General features: G+C 52.0%; 12 protein-coding genes, 3 tRNA genes and 1 CRISPR repeat array. Of the genes, 2 read left to right on the top strand and 13 right to left on the bottom strand.

From position 1 onward, the window contains the following. Positions 1-36: 36 nt before the first annotated feature. A complete protein-coding gene (locus ACZ5BI_RS07885) occupies positions 37-1,671 on the bottom strand; it encodes an inorganic phosphate transporter (protein ID WP_316098420.1) in 1,635 nt (544 codons plus the stop codon). Between the two features lie 195 nt (positions 1,672-1,866). Continuing rightward, the gene (locus tag ACZ5BI_RS07890) at positions 1,867-3,201 is read right to left on the bottom strand and encodes an MFS transporter (RefSeq protein WP_316086677.1); all 1,335 of its coding nucleotides are present in this window, start codon (positions 3,199-3,201) and stop codon (positions 1,867-1,869) included. Positions 3,202-3,476: 275 nt separating this feature from the next. Here ACZ5BI_RS07890 and ACZ5BI_RS07895 point away from each other — a divergent pair. After that, positions 3,477-3,567, top strand: a tRNA-Ser gene (locus ACZ5BI_RS07895). Positions 3,568-3,733: 166 nt separating this feature from the next. On the opposite strand, the gene ACZ5BI_RS07900 is transcribed toward ACZ5BI_RS07895, so the two are convergent. From ACZ5BI_RS07900 to ACZ5BI_RS07945, 10 genes are all read right to left on the bottom strand, one after another. Continuing rightward, positions 3,734-5,437 carry a hypothetical protein gene (locus ACZ5BI_RS07900; RefSeq protein WP_316086678.1) on the bottom strand — a complete coding sequence of 568 codons (1,704 nt, stop codon included), beginning with the start codon at positions 5,435-5,437 and terminating at the stop codon, positions 3,734-3,736. Continuing rightward, positions 5,422-6,252 carry an ABC transporter ATP-binding protein gene (locus ACZ5BI_RS07905; protein WP_316086679.1) on the bottom strand — a complete coding sequence of 277 codons (831 nt, stop codon included), beginning with the start codon at positions 6,250-6,252 and terminating at the stop codon, positions 5,422-5,424. Before ACZ5BI_RS07905 ends, ACZ5BI_RS07900 begins: the two co-directional genes overlap by 16 nt. 299 nt (positions 6,253-6,551) lie before the next feature. Next, positions 6,552-10,040: a hypothetical protein gene (locus tag ACZ5BI_RS07910; protein WP_464896104.1), complete on the bottom strand. Its 3,489-nt coding sequence runs from the start codon at positions 10,038-10,040 to the stop codon at positions 6,552-6,554. Positions 10,041-10,269: 229 nt separating this feature from the next. Further along, positions 10,270-10,503, bottom strand: coding sequence for a hypothetical protein (locus tag ACZ5BI_RS07915; RefSeq protein ID WP_464896105.1), 234 nt, complete (start codon positions 10,501-10,503; stop codon positions 10,270-10,272). Positions 10,504-11,021: 518 nt separating this feature from the next. Then, entirely contained in the window at positions 11,022-11,180 is a 159-nt protein-coding gene (locus tag ACZ5BI_RS07920; protein WP_464896106.1) for a hypothetical protein, read from the bottom strand. A 224-nt stretch (positions 11,181-11,404) separates the two neighbouring features. Continuing rightward, positions 11,405-11,962: direct repeats of the CRISPR family, unit length 37 nt; unit sequence GCTGGGATTCAGTTCTTATTTACCCCTGATATGCTTG. A gap of 51 nt (positions 11,963-12,013) precedes the next feature. Then, a complete protein-coding gene (cas2, locus tag ACZ5BI_RS07925) occupies positions 12,014-12,334 on the bottom strand; it encodes a CRISPR-associated endonuclease Cas2 (RefSeq protein WP_464896107.1) in 321 nt (106 codons plus the stop codon). Positions 12,335-12,339: 5 nt separating this feature from the next. Then, positions 12,340-13,227, bottom strand: a complete 888-nt coding sequence (gene cas1 / locus ACZ5BI_RS07930; protein WP_464896108.1) for a type II CRISPR-associated endonuclease Cas1 — start codon at positions 13,225-13,227, stop codon at positions 12,340-12,342. Between the two features lie 10 nt (positions 13,228-13,237). Next, on the bottom strand, positions 13,238-16,588 hold the full coding sequence (cas9, locus tag ACZ5BI_RS07935; RefSeq protein WP_464896109.1) for a type II CRISPR RNA-guided endonuclease Cas9: 3,351 nt from the start codon (positions 16,586-16,588) through the stop codon (positions 13,238-13,240). Between the two features lie 291 nt (positions 16,589-16,879). Then, positions 16,880-16,951 (bottom strand) — tRNA-Asn (locus tag ACZ5BI_RS07940). 39 nt (positions 16,952-16,990) lie between these two features. Next, the gene (locus ACZ5BI_RS07945) at positions 16,991-17,509 is read right to left on the bottom strand and encodes a hypothetical protein (protein WP_464896110.1); all 519 of its coding nucleotides are present in this window, start codon (positions 17,507-17,509) and stop codon (positions 16,991-16,993) included. 56 nt (positions 17,510-17,565) lie between these two features. On the opposite strand from ACZ5BI_RS07945, the gene ACZ5BI_RS07950 reads away from it, so the two are divergent. Then, positions 17,566-17,640, top strand: a tRNA-Ile gene (locus tag ACZ5BI_RS07950). 94 nt (positions 17,641-17,734) lie between these two features. On the opposite strand, the gene pheT is transcribed toward ACZ5BI_RS07950, so the two are convergent. Beyond that, positions 17,735-20,383, bottom strand: coding sequence for a phenylalanine--tRNA ligase subunit beta (gene pheT, locus ACZ5BI_RS07955; protein ID WP_464896111.1), 2,649 nt, complete (start codon positions 20,381-20,383; stop codon positions 17,735-17,737). Positions 20,384-20,385: the final 2 nt, after the last annotated feature.

Below are 20,385 nucleotides of genomic sequence, written 5' to 3' on the forward strand. Positions count from 1 at the left end.
CTCGAGCTACCTGACCAAGTAGGGGTAACTAGCGGTTTAGACCATCACCCGCAATACGCTGACCGTAATCGCGGAAATAACCGCCGCGGCCGGCAAGGTAATCACCCAGGCCAGCGCAATCGGTTTCATTAATGACCAGTTGGCAGCTTTATTAACGATCCCGATGCCGAGCACCGCACCAATCAAAATGTGGGTGGAGGAAACCGGCAGACCCAACAGCGAGGAACCCATAACCACCGCCGCAGCCGAAAGCTCTGCCGCGAATCCCGAGGCCGGGTGCATTTCGGTAAGTCCAGATCCTACGGTCTTAATAACGTAGCGGCCAATGAACCACAGCCCCGAAATCAGCGCGATCCCCAAGGTGAGCATGACTGCTCCCGGGACAGCGCTTTCTGTGGAAATACCCCCGGTTCGCAAGACGTCTAGCACCGCGATGAACGGGCCAATAGCGTTGGCGATATCGTTCGATCCATGCGAGAAAGCGAACGCGGAAGCGGTAAAGACCTGCATCCACGAGAACAACAGGAAGGTTGAGCGGGAAAGATCGCGTCTCTTGAGGGAACGCGCAAAAATAAAGACTGCCATCCACACTGCTGCCGCCAGCATTGTCAGGATCAGGACATTCCCCAACATAGATAGGCTGATATCCAGGTTATCCAGCCCTTTAAACAGCATGAGAGAACCAATGATGATCGCTCCAAATGCTGCCAACAATGGCACCCAAGTGTCTAGAGCTTTATGGGCATTGACATCATCTTTTTCTCGGTTGATACGTTCGAGCTCTTTGAAGTAGTCAGATTCCAGGTCAGAGGGATCATAGTCCCCCATATTCATGGTGGTGGCGTCACGTACCATCGCGTTGGTGTAGGAAACCTGCTGGATTTCATTGAGCCGCTCAAACCAGGCCTTATGACGAGTACGCAGGTCTGCACGTTCCTGCTTGATTTCACGTAGACGCTGGTCGGCGCGTTCATTGTAAACCAGGATCGAGGATTTAATAGATTTGAACAAAATATAGGCCACTACCCCACCCAGTACCGGGGACAGCACCCAGGAGATCGCGATTTTCCCGATGCCTCCCCATTGCACCATGTTCCAACCTCCAGTGTGGGTGGTAAATCCTACCGTGAGGGCAGCCCCAACGATGCCACCCACAATGGAGTGAGTGGTAGACACCGGCCAACCCATACGGGTCGCTAGCAGCAGCCATACTGCCGCCCCTAGCAGGGAAGACGCCATGATTAGCGCAAAGTCCATCGCCTGTAGATTCGAGATGGCCGATAGGTCGACGATTCCGGAACGCACCGTATCGGTTACTTCTCCCCCGGCAATTACTGCCCCGGACACCTCAAAAATCGCGGCCACTACTAGGGCTTGCTTCATTGATAGGGTTCCGGCACCTACAGATGTCCCGAAAGAGTTGGCCACATCGTTACCGCCAATGTTGAACGCCATGAACACGGCGAAGGCGATCGTGATTACTAGCAGTAACGCTTGATCAGTTTCTCCTACATAATCGAAAGCCCAAAAAATGAACCAAATGGCACTACCCAAAAGCAGGCCACCGAAAGCCAAATGCCAGTACACATCTCTTTTCGCCAGTTTTTGGAAAAAAGTCAGCTGTCCCAAAGGTGCTTCGGCCTCTGTTGGGGGCATATCAGTTTTAGCCACGGGATTAACTCCCTTCAGATGAGAATTTTTAACTTTCACCTGGAAGTTAACAACCTAAGGTTACCTATTGGTTAACAAAGTGGAACCGCAGGAAAAACTGCTAAGAGGAAGAGTAACCCAAGAAGTATGACCACACCTGCGTATTCTCACGTTTTGTGACCGCGAAAGCAGTATCGATGGCGGGACCGCTACCTTCTAGGTTCCGGTGTCGCGTGACTGGTTATCCATAATCCGCTGCCGTTCCGCGCGTTCTTTCCGACGCCGCATCGCCCGCTCCCGCGGCCCTTCGATGCTGACGAAGGGGCGGGACGCGCGCAGAGTAACGTCTACTCTCCAATGTCGCCACAGCCAAAACCCCACTATCAGCGCAACCAGCAAGGAAGCTATAGCGCCCACCCCTAGTGACCAACGCGGCCCCCAATGTTCAGCTACCCAACCGATTATTGGCGCTCCTATCGGGGTGGTTCCCAGGAAGAAGAGGAAATAGATAGACAGAACTCTGCCCCGAATCTCTTCATCGGTGGAAATCTGAATAGCAGCATTAGCGCTGGTAAGCAGGCTTAACATTACAAATCCGGTGGGGATAAGTAACAGAGCAAACACCTCATAGGTGGGAGCTAGCGCGAGCGCGCCCTCTAAAACTCCAAATAGTACGGCTGATACCACTACGGTGAACACTCGGGGCTGGCGCCGCCGGGCAGCCTGCAGGGCTCCCGCCAGAGCTCCGATCGCCATAATCGAGCCCAATAACCCATATTCACCCGCACCTTTACCGAATACCCGGGTAGCCATGACCGCTTGGGTGAGCTGGAAATTTAACCCCAAGGCCCCCACTACCGTAAGAATGGCGATAATCGCTTTAATATCGGTACGGTTTTGGACATAACGCAGCCCTTCCTGCATCATTCCTTTAGTGCGAGAAGTCTTTTCCGGGCGATAAAGCCGGGCAGGATCCATCAGTGCCAAGCCGAGAACTGGAACGATAAACAGGACGAAGTTGGCGATAAAAACCCATCCGGGGCCGATACCAGCGATCACAAATCCGGCAAGTCCCGGACCGATCAGACGTGCCGAGTTAAAGGCGGTCGAGTTTAGCCCCACCGCATTAGGCAGGTCTTCTTTAGTTACCAGTTCGGATACGAAAGCTTGCCGCGCTGGGGAGGTTAGGCAGTCTGCAACCCCGGTTATCAGGGCGATTATATAAATATGCCAGAGAGCGGCGACTCCCGTGAGTAGCAAAATCCCAGTTAGGAGCCCGCAGAGGGCAACTACGCATTGGCAGATCTGAATAATGCGGCGCCGATTGAAGCGGTCAGCCACCATCCCCGCCGGTATCGACAGCAACAATTGGGGCAGGAATTGCAACGCAGTGACTACCCCGACTGCAAAGCCGGACTGGTCGGTGAGTACCATCAACACTACCCAGTCTTGGGCGACTCGCTGCATCCAGGTGGCGGTGGAAGCAAAAATATTAGATATCCACCAGATCCGATAGTTGTGGTATTTGAAGGAGGTAAATGTGCGCGACAAAACTACCTCCTCAAACCTTGCAATCTATATCCCTGCTTATTTAGCCTAGCTCTATTGGAATACTGCCCGCAGCTTTCCACGCTTTAAGCGTAGCGACGCCAGCTGCAGGTGGGTTTTAAAGAGTAAAGTGCGGCGTTTTACCTGTTGAAAGCGAGCGCCCCGACAACGGCTTACTAGGTAAACAACTGTGATAAGGGAGCTAGTGATCGGATGCACGCGAATGGTTTTTGCCGCTAACCTTGCTGTCCGCTAAACTATGGGGGTGCTTTGACATTGGAGATGTCGCATAGTGGCCTAGTGCGCTCCCCTGCTAAGGGAGTTGGGGTGGATAGCCCCTCGAGGGTTCGAATCCCTCCATCTCCGCCAACAGACCAGATTTTACCCCCTATTTATGTCAGTTTTTAGGGTGGTTGTTAGCGCTTCTCACCAGTTTTAATGCCAAAGCGGAAGAAAACTGCGCGAAGATTTTTAGGCACTAACCAGGTTTCGCCCCCAATACGCGGCAAATCACGCCTATCTGGGCGTTATTAGTTTACTCCCCGCTATATATATGTTTTGGCCACGCCATCACTCGGCGGAGATTACGCACCTGGAAGCGTTCGAGCAGTTTTCCTCCGCCGTAGATTCCCCCCACCAGCACCGCAGCGGTAATGAGGGCAGCTATCAAGAGCGAGACCCAAGAGGTATTCAGGAGCACGCAGAACAGCATGATTAATCCCGCGGGGAGAGCGCACAGCAACAACGCCATCATTGAGGATGCCATGGCAGCCAGCATAGATTTTCCACTTCCTCCCGAATTATTACGCAGAGCCGACTGTCCCGGTGCCGGGCCGGGGATAGTAACCACCGTAGAAATCAAAGAATTTGCACCTAAACCCACTAACAGGTAGCAGCAGGCTAAAATGGCAGATTTCAAAATCGCGGAGGTGTCCATTTTCAGCGCTAAACCAAAAATCAAAGTAATCGCCACCATTACCGGAAGTTGATAGCTAGCAAGAACCCCAACACGCACGGTTCTGTCAGTTTTACCGGCAACCCCGGCAATAATCTGATACCAGTAGGCGGAAGAATCATGGGACCACATATTCAGCAGAGCAGTTGCGGCCGTCACCGCTACCAGCAAGATAGTTCCGTTTAACGCCCAAAAAACCATTTCTCCCGAGGGATGGTTTACCCACAACATAATCCCAAAAATAACTGCCACATACAGTATCGAAGATAGGGAAATAATTTGGCGCGGGTCTTTTCGCTGGTAGTAACTGATTCTTGCCCAATGGATTTGTCCTACCGGCGACAGGGGTAACACCCGAGCTAACAGAGGAATCCTCCAGACGTCCTCACCATTTTCGTTAAAGGACGCAGCTAAGTTTTTTGTAGCGGATACCTCCGCTAAAACCTGCCCCCGCCCCATTAGAGCGTTCGCAAAAACCTTCGGCCACGCCCTCAAGATTAGAACCCCATAAAAGCAGGTAGAGGCGAGGGAGAGCGCCAGCCCCCAATAAAAATGAGCCATCACGAAAGGGGCAAGCAGGAAAGGAGCAAGCGGAGTAAGTGCCAAGAAATACCAAAAAATCTGTGCTGTACTTCCGGTCAGCTTTTGCACCAGCAGCGGGAAAAACGCGGTTGCGCCACCGCTATCAGCAAACCAATGCGGAATCGTAGTCACCAGCAAGTATCCCAAGGCGATTACCACCATCAGCCCAATACCGGTAAAAAGCTGGCGAGAGCTAGCGCGCTTCGCAGTTAATCGCGATACCAGCCGAGTTTGCAATATCTGAGTGAACGCTGCAATCAAAAATACCCCTAGCAGCCCACTTAGCACGGTAAGCACACTCGCGCCAAGGCTACCGGCCGCTAGCCACCCCGCCAGCGACACCTCGTAGATAACGAAAACTACGCAAGAGGAAACACTGACGATATTAGCCGTGAGCAGCCCGTAAGCGGCGCCCCGGGTCGGACCAATATAGGGGCTTAATGCCTGGGGAGTCAGGCTTTGCTCACCAGCTACCGATGCCGATACCATCATCATCCACACCAGGACGATAAGCAGCGCGTAATAGATTTGAATCGGAGCGGTAAGCCCTGCTTGACCTGCTTGCCAAAACCCGGTTGCCACCCCAAGTAATATAAATGCCACGTAGATGATAGCTAGGACACCGAGGACTATTCGCCACCACTGTTTAGTGAACTGTTTGGTTTGCAAACGCAGGTTTAGCCGGATTAACGTCCCAACCATGACAGGTCTCCTTCGCGTTGCTGATGTCCCCCTACTAGCTGTAGGAAGCGCGAGTTGAGGTCTTGTCCTGCCGCGACTTCTTCGGTGGTTCCGGATACCAGAATACGACCCTGATTAATCACTGCCACATGGGTACACAACGATTCCACGGTCGCCATCACGTGAGAAGATAAAACTACCGTCCCCCCTAGCTTCACATATTCTTTTAACACCTGTTGTAGGGTGTTTGCCGAAACCGGATCGACCGCTTCAAAAGGTTCATCCAAAACCACTAGGCGCGGGGAGGTAACCAGCGCTAAAGCTAAGCCGATTTTCTTGCGCATACCGGTTGAGTATTCGCTTATCGTCTTCTTTTTATCTAGTGGCAGTTCAAATGCTTGCAAAAGTGAACGAGAGCGCTGAATTGCGGTCTGTTTATCGAGGCCGCGCAGCTGAGCGACAAATGTTAAGTGTTCAATCCCGCTGAGACGGTCGAACATATGCATCCCGTCGGGTAATACCCCCAACGCTCCCTTTGCCGCTACCGGTTCGTCCCACATACTGATGCCATTAATGAAAACTGAGCCTCTGTCGGGTTCTAAAAGACCGGTAGCGATAGACAGAAACGTGGATTTTCCAGCCCCATTAGGACCTACCAGCCCGAAAAATGAGCCAGCCGGTATTTGCAAATAAAGATGGTCTAAGGCAAGGTTATTGCCGTAGAGTTTCACTACGTCCTGAGCATCTATCGCATTACCTATCCCCGCGGCTTGAGGTGCGAGCGTCTGCGGTTTTTCTGATGAATCCAGCTTAGGTTTGGGGAGTTCATGTTCCATGGGTAAAGACTAACACCCCCCATTCGCCAACTGTGCGACACCCATTTTCTAGGGGGCAAAGCCGCTGCCGGCGATTCCAAGAAGAGCGAGAAAAATACAGATAACAGCAAGCTGGCTATCGGAAACATCATAGATAAAGAAGCCACGGCTACTTGGCTACTGAAATAGGTTCTTAATTTAAACTATTTTTATCTCTCATTTTTAGCTACGTATTTTCCGGCTAGTTAATTGAGTAAAAGTTGTCCCCGGGGTTTCTAAGCCCGGGGACAACTTTTAATTGCTTAGGGAGGTTTGACTTCCTAGACCTCCTGGGATCGGCGACGACTGGCGGCTACCAATCCCACTCCGGTGATTACCGCTAGCGAGTTCAACGCCAGCAAGGTAGTTACCGACACCCCGGTCACTGGCATTTGCTCGCCGGCAGCCAGTTTCCCGGCAGCCGGTTTGCCGGTGTTAACCTCTTTAACTACGACAGTTTTGATGGTTTTCTTTCCCTTGGGTTTCGCCGGTAGTTTCTCCCCTACTTCGAATTGGAAGCTGGCGCGCTCACCCCATTCGTTGGTAGCGGTGATGGTGTGTACACCTAGCTCCCGTGGCGCCTGCACGGATACCATAAATTCGCCTTTTCCTACCGCCGGATGTACCCCCAGGTCAACCACGGTTGAATGCATAATGACGTGGTTCTGGCTATTAGGACTAAAACCGGTGAAACGTACCTGGAACTTGGTTCCCGGCAAGAACTTGCTCTGCCCATTGGCCGATTTGGCTGCCTGCACCTGATGGTATTGTTCGTAGACTGCCTGGGCAGCTGCCAGCTGAGCTTGAGCTTCCCGATTAGCCACGGTGGCTTCCTCCAAGATATCTTGCGCAGCTTGAGCCAGTCTCGCTAGTTCATCTGCTGCTTTCTGCGCCTCCTCGGCAGCGGTAGCCGCATCGCGATAAGCAGCAAAGGAAGCGGGCAATCCCAGGTTGTTGAGATCGCTATCGCTAGCATCCAGGCCATTGTCCAAGGCGGTCTGCCCATCAATAGCCGCCAGTTTATCCGCTAGTGCCTGCTTGGCTTCCGCTTGTTTTTGCAGGTCGTCCGCCACCTTAGTGACGGCTTGCAATTCTTTATTAGCTTTGGCGGCGATAGCTTCAGCCGCTTTCAGATCTTGCTCCGCCTTTTGCGCCTTTCCAGCTGCCTGATCATGGGCTACCTGCTGTTCAGCTAACGGATTTAGCGCCTGTTGCGCGTTTGCACGCTCGCTTTCAGCCCGGTTGGCAGTCTCCGCAGCCTGCTGATTTTCGGTTGTCGCCTCCTCTAGCGCAGTATCTGCAGCCTCTTTCGCTGCCTGCGCCTGTTGGAGTGCCTGGGTCGCCGTTTCCAGCTGGGTGGCGGCTGCTTGAGCTTTGGCTTTAGCCTGGGTTAAAGCTGCTTTCGTCTTGGACAACTCTTGCTGGGCATTTCCTAACGCCGTGCCTTTAGCCAGCTCTTCTAGTTCTTTTTCCTTCTCTAGTTGCGCTGCCTCTTTGTCTTTAACGTTCTGCTTTGCCGTTTCCAGGGCTTTCTGCGCAGTAGCTAACTCTGCCTTAGCATTCTCGAGGGCGCTCTTAGCGTCAGTAGCGGCCTGAGTAGCTGTCTGCACCGCCTGCTCTTTTTCCTTAGCCACGCCCTCGGCAGTCTGCTTATTGTTCTGCGCCGCCGTAACCTTTTCTTTTTCGCTTTCTAGAGCCGCAGCGGCGTCAGCTTCTTTGTTTTGGGCATCCTTCCAGGCATTATCCTTTTCCTGAGTTTTAGCTTCCGCCTCTGCTACCGCTGCTTCAGCTGTAGTTATATTGTCACCGGCAGTCTTTGCCGCTGCTTGCAACTTTGCCAGTTTTGCTTTCGCATCCGCTAGCTTCTGCTTTGCGCCCTCGGTAGTCACCGAGTTGTAGTACTCCATAAACCGTTGTTCGTATTCATCAACGGTATAGGTTTTTTCTCCTTGCCGGACTCCGCTATAGACTTCGCCCCAAACAGCTCCATATTTAATCCCCTCACCTGCTGCACCCGCAAAACCGGTGGCAGTAGAGTGACCTACGATATTGAGGTAATGCCCTACATCGAAATATATGCTGGGGTACTTCTGATAAATCTGATACGAGGACATATTCGCCATATCGGGGTGCTGTTTCAAAGCTTCTTCATAGAGGGATTTCTCGTCGTACCATCTAAATACCGGATCACTCTTGCCCCATGCCAGGTTTTCTGCCACTCCAAAGGCACTAGAGTGCTCAATCTGGTACCTCGACCAGTTAGCTTGCGCCTGAGCAATCGCCATTAAGCGGTCAGTAATCACGTAATCATCAAGCTTTTCACCATTGCGTCCGCCTTTGGCGCGATACTGATTAACTACTCGCACCCAGGCAATGGCCTCTTTCATATTGTCTAAGTTGGTGGTGTCATTGGCGGCTCCGGGTTTCAAAGTGCCGTTCACCAAGGTGCCATCGTCAGCGGTAGTGGTTTTATCATTCAAAATCTCAAGAGCATCCGTTGCCCCTACACTTTCAAAGAACCCAAAGCTGCCCTTCTTGAATTTTTCGGCAGCTTCTTTCACCGCTTTTTCAGCGTTCGCTACTTCGGCTTCGGCGGCTTTTACTGCTGCGTCGGCTTGCTGTTTCTTAGTCTTCGCTTCTTCGAGATCTTTTTCTGCTTTAGTTTGTGCGGCTTTAGCCTCATCCGCTGCCTTCTTGGCAGCCGCAGTTTCACCCTGGCGGGTCGCTAAAACCGCCTCTGCTTTACTCTGCTCTGCTTGCGCGGCTTTTACCTGTTCCCCGGCAGCTTGCACTGCTTGGTCTGCGGCAGCTTTATCCTTTTTAGCCTGTGCAACTGCTGCCTGTTTTACTTGCAGCTCGTTTTGCGCAGCCGGGACTGCCTGTTGGGCGTTTTCTAGCTCTATTTGCCGTTGCTCAACAGTATTCTGAGCTGCCTTCACCTGTGCTTTAGCTGCCTCTACCGCTGCCTGCGCGTCCTTTAAGGCCTGCTCGGCGTCCTCACTCAGCTGTTTAACTTTGGCTTCTAGCTCGCTAACTTTTTGTTCCTTGGCGCGTACATCAGCTTCGGCATCTTGTTTTGCTTGGGTAGCCTGATTGACCGTTTCCGTGGCGGATTGCAAAATCGTAGCCGCAGTTTGCGCGCTTGCCTGTGCGTCTTGCAGCGCTTTTTGTGCTGCGGCCGCTTTGGCGTCTGCCTCTTGCTTGGCTTTTTCGGCGGCAGCTACCTTGTCTTTGGCTGCCTGCAGCTGTCCAGCATCGGGGGCAGGATTATCTGCGACTGCTTTATCTGCTTCCGCCTTTGCTTGCTCGGCTTTGGTTACGGCTTCACCCGCAGCTTTTGCGGCGCTCTCGGCAGCCGTTTTCTTCTCATTGGCTTTTTCAAGCAGGCTGGCTGCATCACTTGCCGCTTGCGCGCTCTCTTTCTGCGCTTTCACTAGGGCATCGAGGGCGTCTTGCTTCGCCTTTTCGCTGGCCGCAGACTTTTCTCCGGATTGTTCGGCAGCTTCCTGCGCTTTCTTCGCAGCTACTTGCGCTTGAGTTTCCGCCTCCGTGGCCTTATTTGCGCTCTGCTGGGCGGTATTCTTCGCGGCTTCCAGGTTCTTTTCCGATTGAATTTTCGGATTGGTTTGCTGGTTTTGCTGTTCAGTACCTGTGGGATCAGCGGGCCCGGTAGGCTCGGGAGCGGCTTGCGCGATCCCTGTGGCCGGTAGAGTTCCCGCCAGCGCCAAAGCGAATCCGGTAGCAGTTAGTTTTGTGGCATGCTGCTTCATTACGTAAAAATCTCCTTTAGGTCACCCCTCAATGACCTATCTCAACCCTCAACTTTGAAATTTGGAGCGCTCATTACGGTGCCTCAAATCACCAGAGCAAACGATTAAAATCTTATCAGACTGAGCAGCATCCCTCAATGGACGTAAGTCTCATGCGCCATTAAGAACTAAGAGAGCTCTCTGCCCTCACCCCACTTCCTGCCGCTCACCCCATGGGATAGCAGGTTTTTTAGGCAGCGAACTTTTTCATTGCGCCCTGCCGGGTCATACCGATAATCTCACCGATCGCCTGCCAGGTTTGACCTTGATTACGAGCCTCGTTAACCGCTTCGTCTAGCTGTCTATCTGCTCTAACGGTTTCAATCAGCGCCTGATAAACCTTAATTAAGGAGGGATCAGTAATCGTCATTTCCGGCTCGGGATCCGCCGCGATTTCTGCTAGCAATTCTTCGTCAGTTTTCATTTCATCCATCCTTTCCTCAAAAATTTCGCCCTGGCTTTCATGGCGTGAAAAATATCCCCGTCTTGATTAACCCCTATTTCCAAGAGTTTGCCACCGGGGGTTGGTCCGATACGAATCTGACATCCGTCCAGGAAGTGCACGATAACAGCATTCCGATAAGCATGAGCTATCTCCTGATCAGTGCAGCTTTTCTTAGCCTAGCTATTTGCGCTGGTTGATACGATATATTGCAGCATTGCCGGGGCTATGTCTTCTTGGAATCAATATCAAAAGGAGGATACCAATCCCAAAATGTTTCCATCGAAGTTACTATTTACGACCCTTTCGGTCTGCCAGGTTTGCCGGGGCGTGTGGCTTGCCAATGGTCTAGCGTCTCCTGAGACCACCCGAAAACTTGCGCTTTTCCCTCTCCGATTATCACGTCAGGAGGTGGGAAGATTCCTCTAGCACGGTAGGTCGCAACCGTGCTAGGAGATAACCCTAGATACCCAGCAGCTCCAGCACTTGAGAAATATTTTTTAGCCATGCTGTCGGATCGCTAAGAATAGGGCGGATACTCCACCAATCCCAATAGCTAGGGATAGAGCTGTGTTTGCCACTGATGGAAAGCTAACTATTTCGGTCAACACGAAAATAGCGAAAGTAGCGAACGCTAGGGACATTGCTTTTATCTTCATTTCGTTTCCTCCTCACTAGCCATAATATCGGACATAGAGCTCTCCTACCCCTTACCCGATAGCTTTAGATACTCACCCTTGAGGTGATTCCAAATAAGGTTTACAACGGCAGCTATTCCTGTTACATACGTCCCAAGGACTATTAGTATTTCAACTAAAGTTCCAGTAAGCACCTTAATACGGTCACTTTTTACTATGTCTCTATTGCACTGAATGAGGAGAATCTGGGGATTCAGTTCTTATTTACCCCTGATATGCTTGAGGGACACGAGACGCCAGCCGATAGTCTGCTGGGATTCAGTTCTTATTTACCCCTGATATGCTTGTTCCTCACCGTTACCCTTTACCCCCATAGCTGGGATTCAGTTCTTATTTACCCCTGATATGCTTGGGTAGGAATGGCTTCAACTACCGCTAGGAGCTGGGATTCAGTTCTTATTTACCCCTGATATGCTTGACCATCAACAATCATTTATTTTTCCTTTGCTGGGATTCAGTTCTTATTTACCCCTGATATGCTTGCCAAAACGGCGCGGGGATTGCCACCGGGGCTGGGATTCAGTTCTTATTTACCCCTGATATGCTTGGTTTTAGCCGAAAGGTTTTCTAGCGCGTGCTGGGATTCAGTTCGTATTTACCCCTGATATGCTTGACTTTCCACAATGTTCCTCCTTTCAGAAGCTGGGATTCAGTTCGTATTTACCCCTGATATGCTTGGAAACAAGAACCGAGGTAGGAGCGCCCGGCTGGGATTCAGTTCGTATTTACCCCTGATATGCTTGAGTAGGGGTAAATAATCCCAGTTTACACGGGGTTTCACGCTCAATTTTTGCTCAAAAAATTGATAGTTGTTCCGGTTTTTCCTCTGCTTTGCTAGGAGTTCCGTTTGAAAAATGGAACGTTCGAGACCATTGTTTATCTGTTAAGAAAATCATGCGAACGTTTCCTTCGGGAGGAATACCGGCACGGACTTTACCGATGGTGGTTACGTCGCTTAATCCCGCAGGAGTATATTTTGCGTAGACACTAAACTGCACCATGCTGAACCCTAAATCCAACAGCATTCGCCGGTATGCGTTTGCTTCGCGCCGATGGCGGGCGGTATCCACCGGCAAGTCGAACATCACCAGACACCACATGGGCTTCTTACTCATAGAAACTACTTAAACCATTTAGGAGGAGAAAAGCTTTTTACTTGACTCTCAACGTAAAGGCCAAATAACTGAGCGAGATCCTCAAATGCTGTGGGAATACCGATACCATCATCTCGATACTGACTACTGGCAGCCGCCACCAACTCGGCTTTACAATCAGCCGCCGCGGATTTACCGGCCTTTTCAAGGCGGTAAACCTCCAAATCAATTAACGGTCGAAAGATTTCCATCAAATCGTCAACTAAGCAAAACAGATTAGCTCGATTGTGATGGAATATCCCCAGTGACGGTTCTAACCCGGCAGCTAGCACCGCTCTAACCCCGTGACCGCGCACAATCGTATAACCATAATCCAACATGGAATTAATGCCATCACCCAACCCCGGTTGACGCGAGAACTCTTTCCCGAACAGCGCCAACCAATAATAGCGGGCTGCTCTGCCTTCGGTGTTATCGGGATCGCCAGAACGTACCAGCCTTACTAACTCCAGCAGCTTTTTACTGTCTATATCTTTCCCACACAGCAGCAAAGTTTTCGCTTGATTTTCTATTTTCCGCCTCACCACTGCTTTCCAGGCAGTTTTTTGTTTAGGAACGCTCATACCCGCCTGTGCCACCCGCCGCGCTGCGACCCGAGAGTGAGGCCGCCAAGCAAAGGCTCCCGCCTCGGGAATCCCCCGCCAATCGCAGAGCAAAACACACACATCTGCGGCGGTTAAACGGTGCAACACAGCTCCGGAGAGGTGAACTCCCATCCCGATAAGAACTACCGCAACATCAGCCACTGGTAGAGTCACCTGCGGTTTATCTTCTGGATGTAAAACTATAGCTCCTGTTTTCGAGGAAACCGACCCAGAAAACTGCGTTAAATCAATAATCCGCCAGGAAGCCATGGTTTCCCCCTTAAATAGACCAGCTATTGGGTAGTCGCGAAGAATTATCGCGAATATTTCCAAGCACGTCCCGGCGAATTACCCTTGGTTTTGCTGCGTTAAACAACTTGTTGATAGCTGGCCACCAGCCTCGACCCTGTAAAATTTCTTTGGTTCCCGGCAAAGCATCCTCCGGCATTCCCTCTCCCGCCAAATAAAGTGGACGCAGTCTGAGTGTGATTTTCATGGGAAACCCATCTACCGACCAATGCGATATTCCAGGATACTCCGATAGCAACTCGGCAATTGCCCCTTTTCTTTCCGCAGATAAATCCAGTTCCAGCTCGTCATCGACTACTAGCCAACCCAGATACTTGGCATTGCCTTCCCGAAAAGCCTCACGCAACTTCATTTCGGCATTGCGCATCGAAATACTTTGTTCTGGCAAATGAACCTGAAATAGATCAACCCCAGCTTTATTCGGTAAATCGACCGTAAACACTCTAAGCATGGCATATACCGGTTTTTTGCGACCCAAAATTCGGTAAATCCGCGCATGGTGGATAGAAGTTCCCACCTCCACGCATCCGTTGCGCAACTTCATCGTAGGGGCATTCGTTGGGAAAATTCCGACACTGTCATCTGCAGCAAAATGACTGCCGTTAACCACTATTTTTCGTTCCGGATTAGCAGGTAATCCCTCTGCCCACACAAAGTCAGGCAAGCGGGTCAACGCGCACCACAAAGCGGGGGTTTCTGCCCGATCAATATCATTCATCGACCAAGCATCCCCCAATTGTTTACTATGCAGCTTTTTCACTTCCTCATGCAGTTTCCCGTCCCCGAGCCGTAACCTGAAGTTAGAGAACACCGGAATCTGGTCATCAGCCAATGCTTGGTTATAAATCTCTGCCAGATAACGCATCTGCTCTAGCCAAACTGCATAGATCTTTTGCTGCGCAAAGGTGCTACCTTTCCAGCTCTTCCAATTTTGCTCACCACCAGCCATAATCTGGCCACGCCGAAGGTTTTCTCGTTCCACCAACGTCTGCGCTACTGCCGGGCGCATCATCGCGATGGTGGCGGCATCCATAGCATGATGACGCCTGTCCAGACGGGTTTTTCCTCGTCCGCCAATCAGATTAACTCGCCCTTCAAAACCTGAAGCTCTGCGGGCAGCTGCGGTAATCGAGCCGTTAAACACTCGTACCTTAACTTTATTTTCAGAGTCCGCGTCCTCCCCTTCGCTAGTATCAATTGCTGTCGCCGATTGACCTAGCGGGATGCGATAGCGCTGCTCAATTCGATGAGCCAGTTCGCGCGCCATCCAACTGACTGCTTCCATAGAGCGGTTGTCAATTTCGGGGTCTGCTTTGGTACGCGATAACCTGTCAATAACCCCCGCCCGTAAACTTTTGTCATCTTTAACGGAAGTATCGGTAAACCAACCTTTGACTCTAGAAATCGCTTCTTTCTGACTAACCCCCGGGATATTTGTCTGCGCGGCCCAAACCGCGAAAGGAATATTGCTTTTCTCTTGGTTACAGCGCCTGCAAACTGCCACCAGATTATCCCTGGTATTCGTAGATCCCACCCCTCGCCGCGGGACGATATGATCCATTTCGGCAGTAGCAAATGTAATATGGGTTCCACAGTACAAGCATTCACAATGTTGTCGCTGCAACGCTTGTTGCTTGCGAATCGCAGCGATACGGGGCAACCCCGAAAGATTCTGGCTTCCCTCTATCTGCTGCCGAGCCTCCTCGTTCTTCTTAAAACGCTGCGCTTGAAAACGTTGCAGTTCATTTGCCTTCGCCTTGGACATGAATGCTTCGCGTACGTGCTCTATATTGACCTGTTGGGGAATCCCCCACTCGGCTTCGGCTCGCAGTAACCAGCGGTTAACCCCTTTCAAAACCCTGTCTACCACTGGATTTCCCACGGGTTCACCCACCGGAACTGCGGGAGGCTTCCACTCCGGCGAAACCCCGAACTCCACTTCCCGAGCCTGCTGCAAATCGACATTATCGACTAAAATCCGTTCCGTTATTCGCTCCAAGCTCTCTACCGAATAGGCCGCCCTGCCGATCGGGAGCCTCACCGATGCCTCTAGTTTCTCTAAGTCTTCATCATTCAGGCTGGCGATAAAATCAGCAGCTATCTGTTCTTCACGATTGGTAGCTTCCCCGGGTGAGGATGCGCGAGATATCTGATCAATAAACGCACACCTTTCCAGGTAACTTGCTGCACGCCACCACTGTTGCACTGGCTTGATACCACACTTAGTCAAACGGATATTCGTTTCATCTACTGGCGGAGTATTCCCGGTTCGCTCCCCATCCGCCGTCAATTTCCCGGTTCCGAACAAATCCTGGCGTTCGATCCCTAAAACTTTAGCCACCTCTATCCAGGTGGGAAGCTTCTTGCGATCTGGGTTGCTTAAGAACTCGAACAAGGAAGTTGTTTCTTCGCCAGTCAAGCGGCGTTCGTTCTGTCCACCCTCACCCTCGCGAATCCGCAAATTAGCGATAATGGTGGCGATTCGATAACGCTGAAAAACCGGATGTGCCTTTTCAGCGCGATCTAGATGCTCTTGCCCTGGCAATGCATCTTTCCCTACCTTTTCGGCAGCACTACCTTTGGGGGACTTTACGGCAAAAACCTTATCGATTATCTGATTGCCAAAATCTTCGCTAAGTCGCTGACGAGAAAAAATCTTTTTAAGCTCTGTCGCGTAATCAGTTTGTAAGAGTTTACCAGCCAAAATACCGGCATCACCACGTATCTTTTCCCCACTATCAAGTAGATAAAGCAGCTGCCCCGGAGTCAACCCTGCGGGCAAAATCCGCCCAGTTTTTTCTGCTACTCGCGCCCGCAAAGCAATGAGTTCATCAGAATCGGGATGCGAAACATGCAGACTGCTAACCGACACCCAAGGCGAGCGCCAGCCTCGATGCCGCGCTATATGCCGGATCGCAATCGCCAGTTTTTCCTGGCGTAGCCGCTCATCCTCTATGTATTCCTCAACCAGCAGGGCACGGACTTTCCACGGTTCGTGCGGGTCGGGATACTTTTCCAAATCGGGTAGCGGCCAACCGAGCTCAACCAAAAACTTATCCAACTCCGCGAGCCGTCTCCGCCTGTTCCTAATCAGACGGCGCGCTCGGCGAGTTCTTCCAGAAATAGCCTTCCGAGTTTCCTGAATTTTACCGCCATCTTTACCAACCCCGGCATCGTGCAGCAGCACTGAAAGGTTCAAAAAGGAAATCGGATTGTCATCATCATCAATCTCGAGAGCACAGAAGCCAGTAGAGTTCCGCCCTACATCAATGCCAATCCGATAACGCCGCCTATCTTTAGGGGTATTTTCCTTCTCGTTCATAGAATAAGGATAAGCAAACCATGCAACAAAGTGGGGTAAAACACACTTACGCCACAAAAGATGCAGTGGAAATAATAGCCAAAAGGCTGAGCATTCAACTTCGCTAACGAGGCGAAGCTTACTGAGATTCAGTTCTCTTCAACTCTAAGTTCAAATTTAAAAAAGAGCAAGCAATTCTGCTTACCAGCGCTATTTATCAGGGAAAATACCCACCTGACATTAGCTTCGAAAGCCTCTACCACCGGAGCTAAAACAAAAATCCTCAGTGCCTGCAAGCACTGAGGTTTTAAGCTCCCCCAACTGGATTCGAACCAGTAACCCTTCGATTAACAGTCGAATGCTCTACCGTTGAGCTATGGGGGATCGACTTGAATAAGCCTACCGTGAGAGGGCGAAAACTTCCTAATCTTCGCGTCTCAGAACAATTCCCAATTTCTGTTCCCATTCGCTCACTACTGAACGCAAATACTGCTGGTCATCGGGGTTTTGAAAACTAGATATCGGCGGATGTAAACGTAAATTGCGGTTATCGTCACGCAATATCTGTGCGCTAACTCTCTGTCCGGAAGGCAGCTCTAGAGGGGTAATAAACACCTGCGCCTCGCTCAGCGCCTCCCGGATGATGTCCATAAAGTTGTGTTTGGGAGCTTCAATCGGGGTAAGAACCAGATCTTTGCCCTCATGGAAAACAATCCGCAGCGTTCCCGTCTCGCTATCCCAGCGGGCGTGAGAAACTTCATCCCAGCCAAAACGTGACTTTACCTGCCCAGATTCCACTTCAGTTAATGCCTGCATGGTCACAACCAGAAAGCGATCCTCCGCTACCGTTAGGAATTCAAAAACTCTATCCGAGGAGGTCAGGACGGCTTTTACCGCATCCGGGATCCTGCGCCCCCGCAATTTTCGCAAAATGTTAGTCACGTTCCCCACCCTAGACAAAATTCAGTATTCTGCCCACCATCCGGTAGGCTAGATTCGCCCCGTTAGCTCAGTTGGTTAGTAGCAGCGAACTCATAATTCGTGGGTCGCGGGTTCAAGTCCCGCACGGGGCACCCCTGCCTTCCCGGTTTCCAACTTCCTCGGCCTCTATATTTAGCGGTGATGAGGGCGAGTTTGCACCCTCATCACCACCAGCGATTATCCCCGTTAAGCTCGCAAAGTCGCCTTGAACTTCTTCGCGGTAGCCTTAATAATCCGGGTGCGCACCGCTTGAATCTCACCGGCACTCAGCGTGCCTTCCCGGGAGCGAATCTTCACCGAGAACGCCAGTGACTTCTTGCCCGCGCCTAGCTGCTCACCGCTGAAAACATCGAAAATACGTACTTCTTCCAGCAGGTCTCCCGCCTGTTTCTCAATCACCTGCTGCACGTCAGCCGCGGGAATATCCGCATCGACTACCAGAGCAATATCTTCTTTTGCGGGCGGGAAGGACGATACCGACTTTACCTGCAAATCTTTCTTCGGCATCGCGGCAGTGAACTTCTCGAAGTCGATCTCGAAAGCGCATGCAGATTCCGGCAAGCCAAAGTTGCGGCAAACCGCCGGGTGGAGCTGCCCAGCCAAACCAACGCAAGCGCCCCGCACCACGATCCGCGCACAGCGACCCGGATGGAAAGGCGCGACTGCCTCTGGCGAGTCCGGCTCCCCCATCATATTATCGTTAGCTACCCGCTGACGTCCATCTTTACCTCGCACGCGCATCGGTACCGCCAAAGTTTGCGCCACCGTCCGCACAAACTCCACTGCGTCCGCCCAATCATAGGAGCGGCCTGCACCCAGCGCGCCGGCCAGTTCCGCCTGTCCCACTAGCACCCCAGCAATATGTTCTGGCTGGTAAGGAACTCCTTTTTCGAGGGCGTGCTGCTGGTCAGGATCCGGTTTCCCCGCTACCCCGAAGGAACCGGTAAGTTCAGTTCCCATTCCTCGGGTCACTAAACCGGTCTCAAATATCGCGCATTGCTCATTACCACGCGCGATATTGCGCTGGGCTACCCCCAGCAAAGTATCGAGCAGCGAGGTGCGCAGCAACGGTTGATCATCCGCCAGCGGATTCGCGACCCGCACCGCTTGGCGGCGCACATCCTTTTCTCCAAGTAGTTCAGCGTCAAACACATCCTCGGAAATAAAGGGATAAGAAAGCACCTGGACCAAGCCGCCTTGCGCTAGCGCCCGTCCCACATCCCGGCGAGCCTGCTGCTTCGGGGTGTATCCGCGTCCAGCAATCGGGCGCGGCCTGCGCGAAGGAATCGTGTCATAGCCAGCCAGCCGAGCAATTTCTTCTACCAAATGCGCTGATCCGGTTAGATCTGGGCGCCAAGAGGGCGGCCGGGCAATAACTTTGCCGTCCTCAACCCGCACTTCACATCCCACGTCTTTTAGCAGGCGGGTGATGGTTTCCTGATCATATTCCACCCCGGTTAGCCGTGCCGGTTCATGCAGTGGCATTACGATTTCCGGGAAAGGCTCGGTGTTATTGAGGTCGCTAACCCGCCCACTGTCGTTACCCCCGCCGTATTCCACCAGAATGTCCACTACTCGCTGGGCAGCTACCGGAGCTAGCTCGAAGTCCACGCCACGTTCAAAACGTTTAGAGGCTTCGGTGGGCAGTTTATGTCGCCGCGCAGTACGCGCAATCGAAGTAGGCTGGAAATGCGCCGCCTCTACCAGCACGTTCACCGTATCTGCAGTAACCTCGGTGGAGGCGCCTCCCATTACGCCTGCCAGCCCCAGCACGCGGGAGCCCTCTGCACCTTCCGGGGAGTCGGTGATCAGCAGATCTTCGGGATCTAAGGTGCGCTCTACCTCATCGAGAGTAGTTAGCTTTTCCCCGCCTTTCGCCCGGCGAACAACAATCGGTTCGCACACTTTATCCAAGTCGTAGGCATGTAGGGGCTGCCCCAAATCCAGCATCACATAGTTAGTGGCATCGACTGCCAAAGAAATAGAACGCATGCCTGCCTGTTCTAGGCGGCGCACCATCCAGTCCGGGGTGGCAGCTTGCGCATCAACGCCGGTCACAATGCGAGTCACAAAGCGGTCACACCCAACTCTGCCGTTTACCGGAGTCTCATCTGCAACTTTAACCGCAAATCCGTCCCCAGTGACGGTCGGGACTGCCCCGGAAGGAAGGTTTTCCGCCAATCCCAGATCGGTAAACTTAGCGCCGGTGGAATGAGCATATTCTCGCCCCACCCCGCGCATCGCGAAACAGTAGCCGCGGTCAGGGGTGATATTGATTTCTAGGGTTTCCTCCCCCAATCCCAGCAGTTCGATCACCGATTCTCCGGGAACAGGTAGCTCTCCGGCTGCGGCCTTTTCCGGCAGTAACTGCTCCAGGACAATAATGCCGTTGTGGTCGTCGCCAATCCCCAGCTCCCGCTGGGAACAAATCATTCCGTCAGAAACATGTCCGTAGGTTTTACGGGCGGAAATCTGAAAATCACCGGGCAAAACTGCGCCCGGCAGCGACACCACCACTAAATCTCCCACTTTAAAGTTGTGGGCACCGCAAATAATTCCGCGACTGGGCAGCTCGGAGGGCTCTTTACCCTCACCGGGACGGTCATTAAACTCGCCTACATCGACTCGGCAATAGTTAATGACTTTCCCATTGGATTGCTCTTTGGCATCCAGGGTCAAAACCCGCCCGGCCACCAGAGGACCGATTACTGCTGCGGGATGGATGGCTTCTTCTTCCAAACCTACTTTCACCAGGTCATATGAAAGCTGTTTGATGTCCGTGCCCGGCACTACCTCGACGTGATCTTTGAGCCAATCAAGCGCTACAAATGGCATTG

The sequence above is a fragment of the Varibaculum sp. GTC20041 genome, from assembly GCF_055387755.1.

Excerpts from the sequence above, each read along its gene's own strand:
- cas9 (WP_464896109.1), bottom strand. The coding sequence starts at position 16,588 with ATGAACGAGAAGGAAAATACCCCTAAAGATAGGCGGCGTTATCGGATT.
- cas2 (WP_464896107.1), bottom strand. The coding sequence starts at position 12,334 with ATGAGTAAGAAGCCCATGTGGTGTCTGGTGATGTTCGACTTGCCGGTG.
- cas1 (WP_464896108.1), bottom strand. The coding sequence starts at position 13,227 with ATGGCTTCCTGGCGGATTATTGATTTAACGCAGTTTTCTGGGTCGGTT.
- ACZ5BI_RS07920 (WP_464896106.1), bottom strand. The coding sequence starts at position 11,180 with ATGAAGATAAAAGCAATGTCCCTAGCGTTCGCTACTTTCGCTATTTTC.
- ACZ5BI_RS07905 (WP_316086679.1), bottom strand. The coding sequence starts at position 6,252 with ATGGAACATGAACTCCCCAAACCTAAGCTGGATTCATCAGAAAAACCG.
- pheT (WP_464896111.1), bottom strand. The coding sequence starts at position 20,383 with ATGCCATTTGTAGCGCTTGATTGGCTCAAAGATCACGTCGAGGTAGTG.
- ACZ5BI_RS07900 (WP_316086678.1), bottom strand. The coding sequence starts at position 5,437 with ATGGTTGGGACGTTAATCCGGCTAAACCTGCGTTTGCAAACCAAACAG.
- ACZ5BI_RS07915 (WP_464896105.1), bottom strand. The coding sequence starts at position 10,503 with ATGAAAACTGACGAAGAATTGCTAGCAGAAATCGCGGCGGATCCCGAG.
- ACZ5BI_RS07910 (WP_464896104.1), bottom strand. The coding sequence starts at position 10,040 with ATGAAGCAGCATGCCACAAAACTAACTGCTACCGGATTCGCTTTGGCG.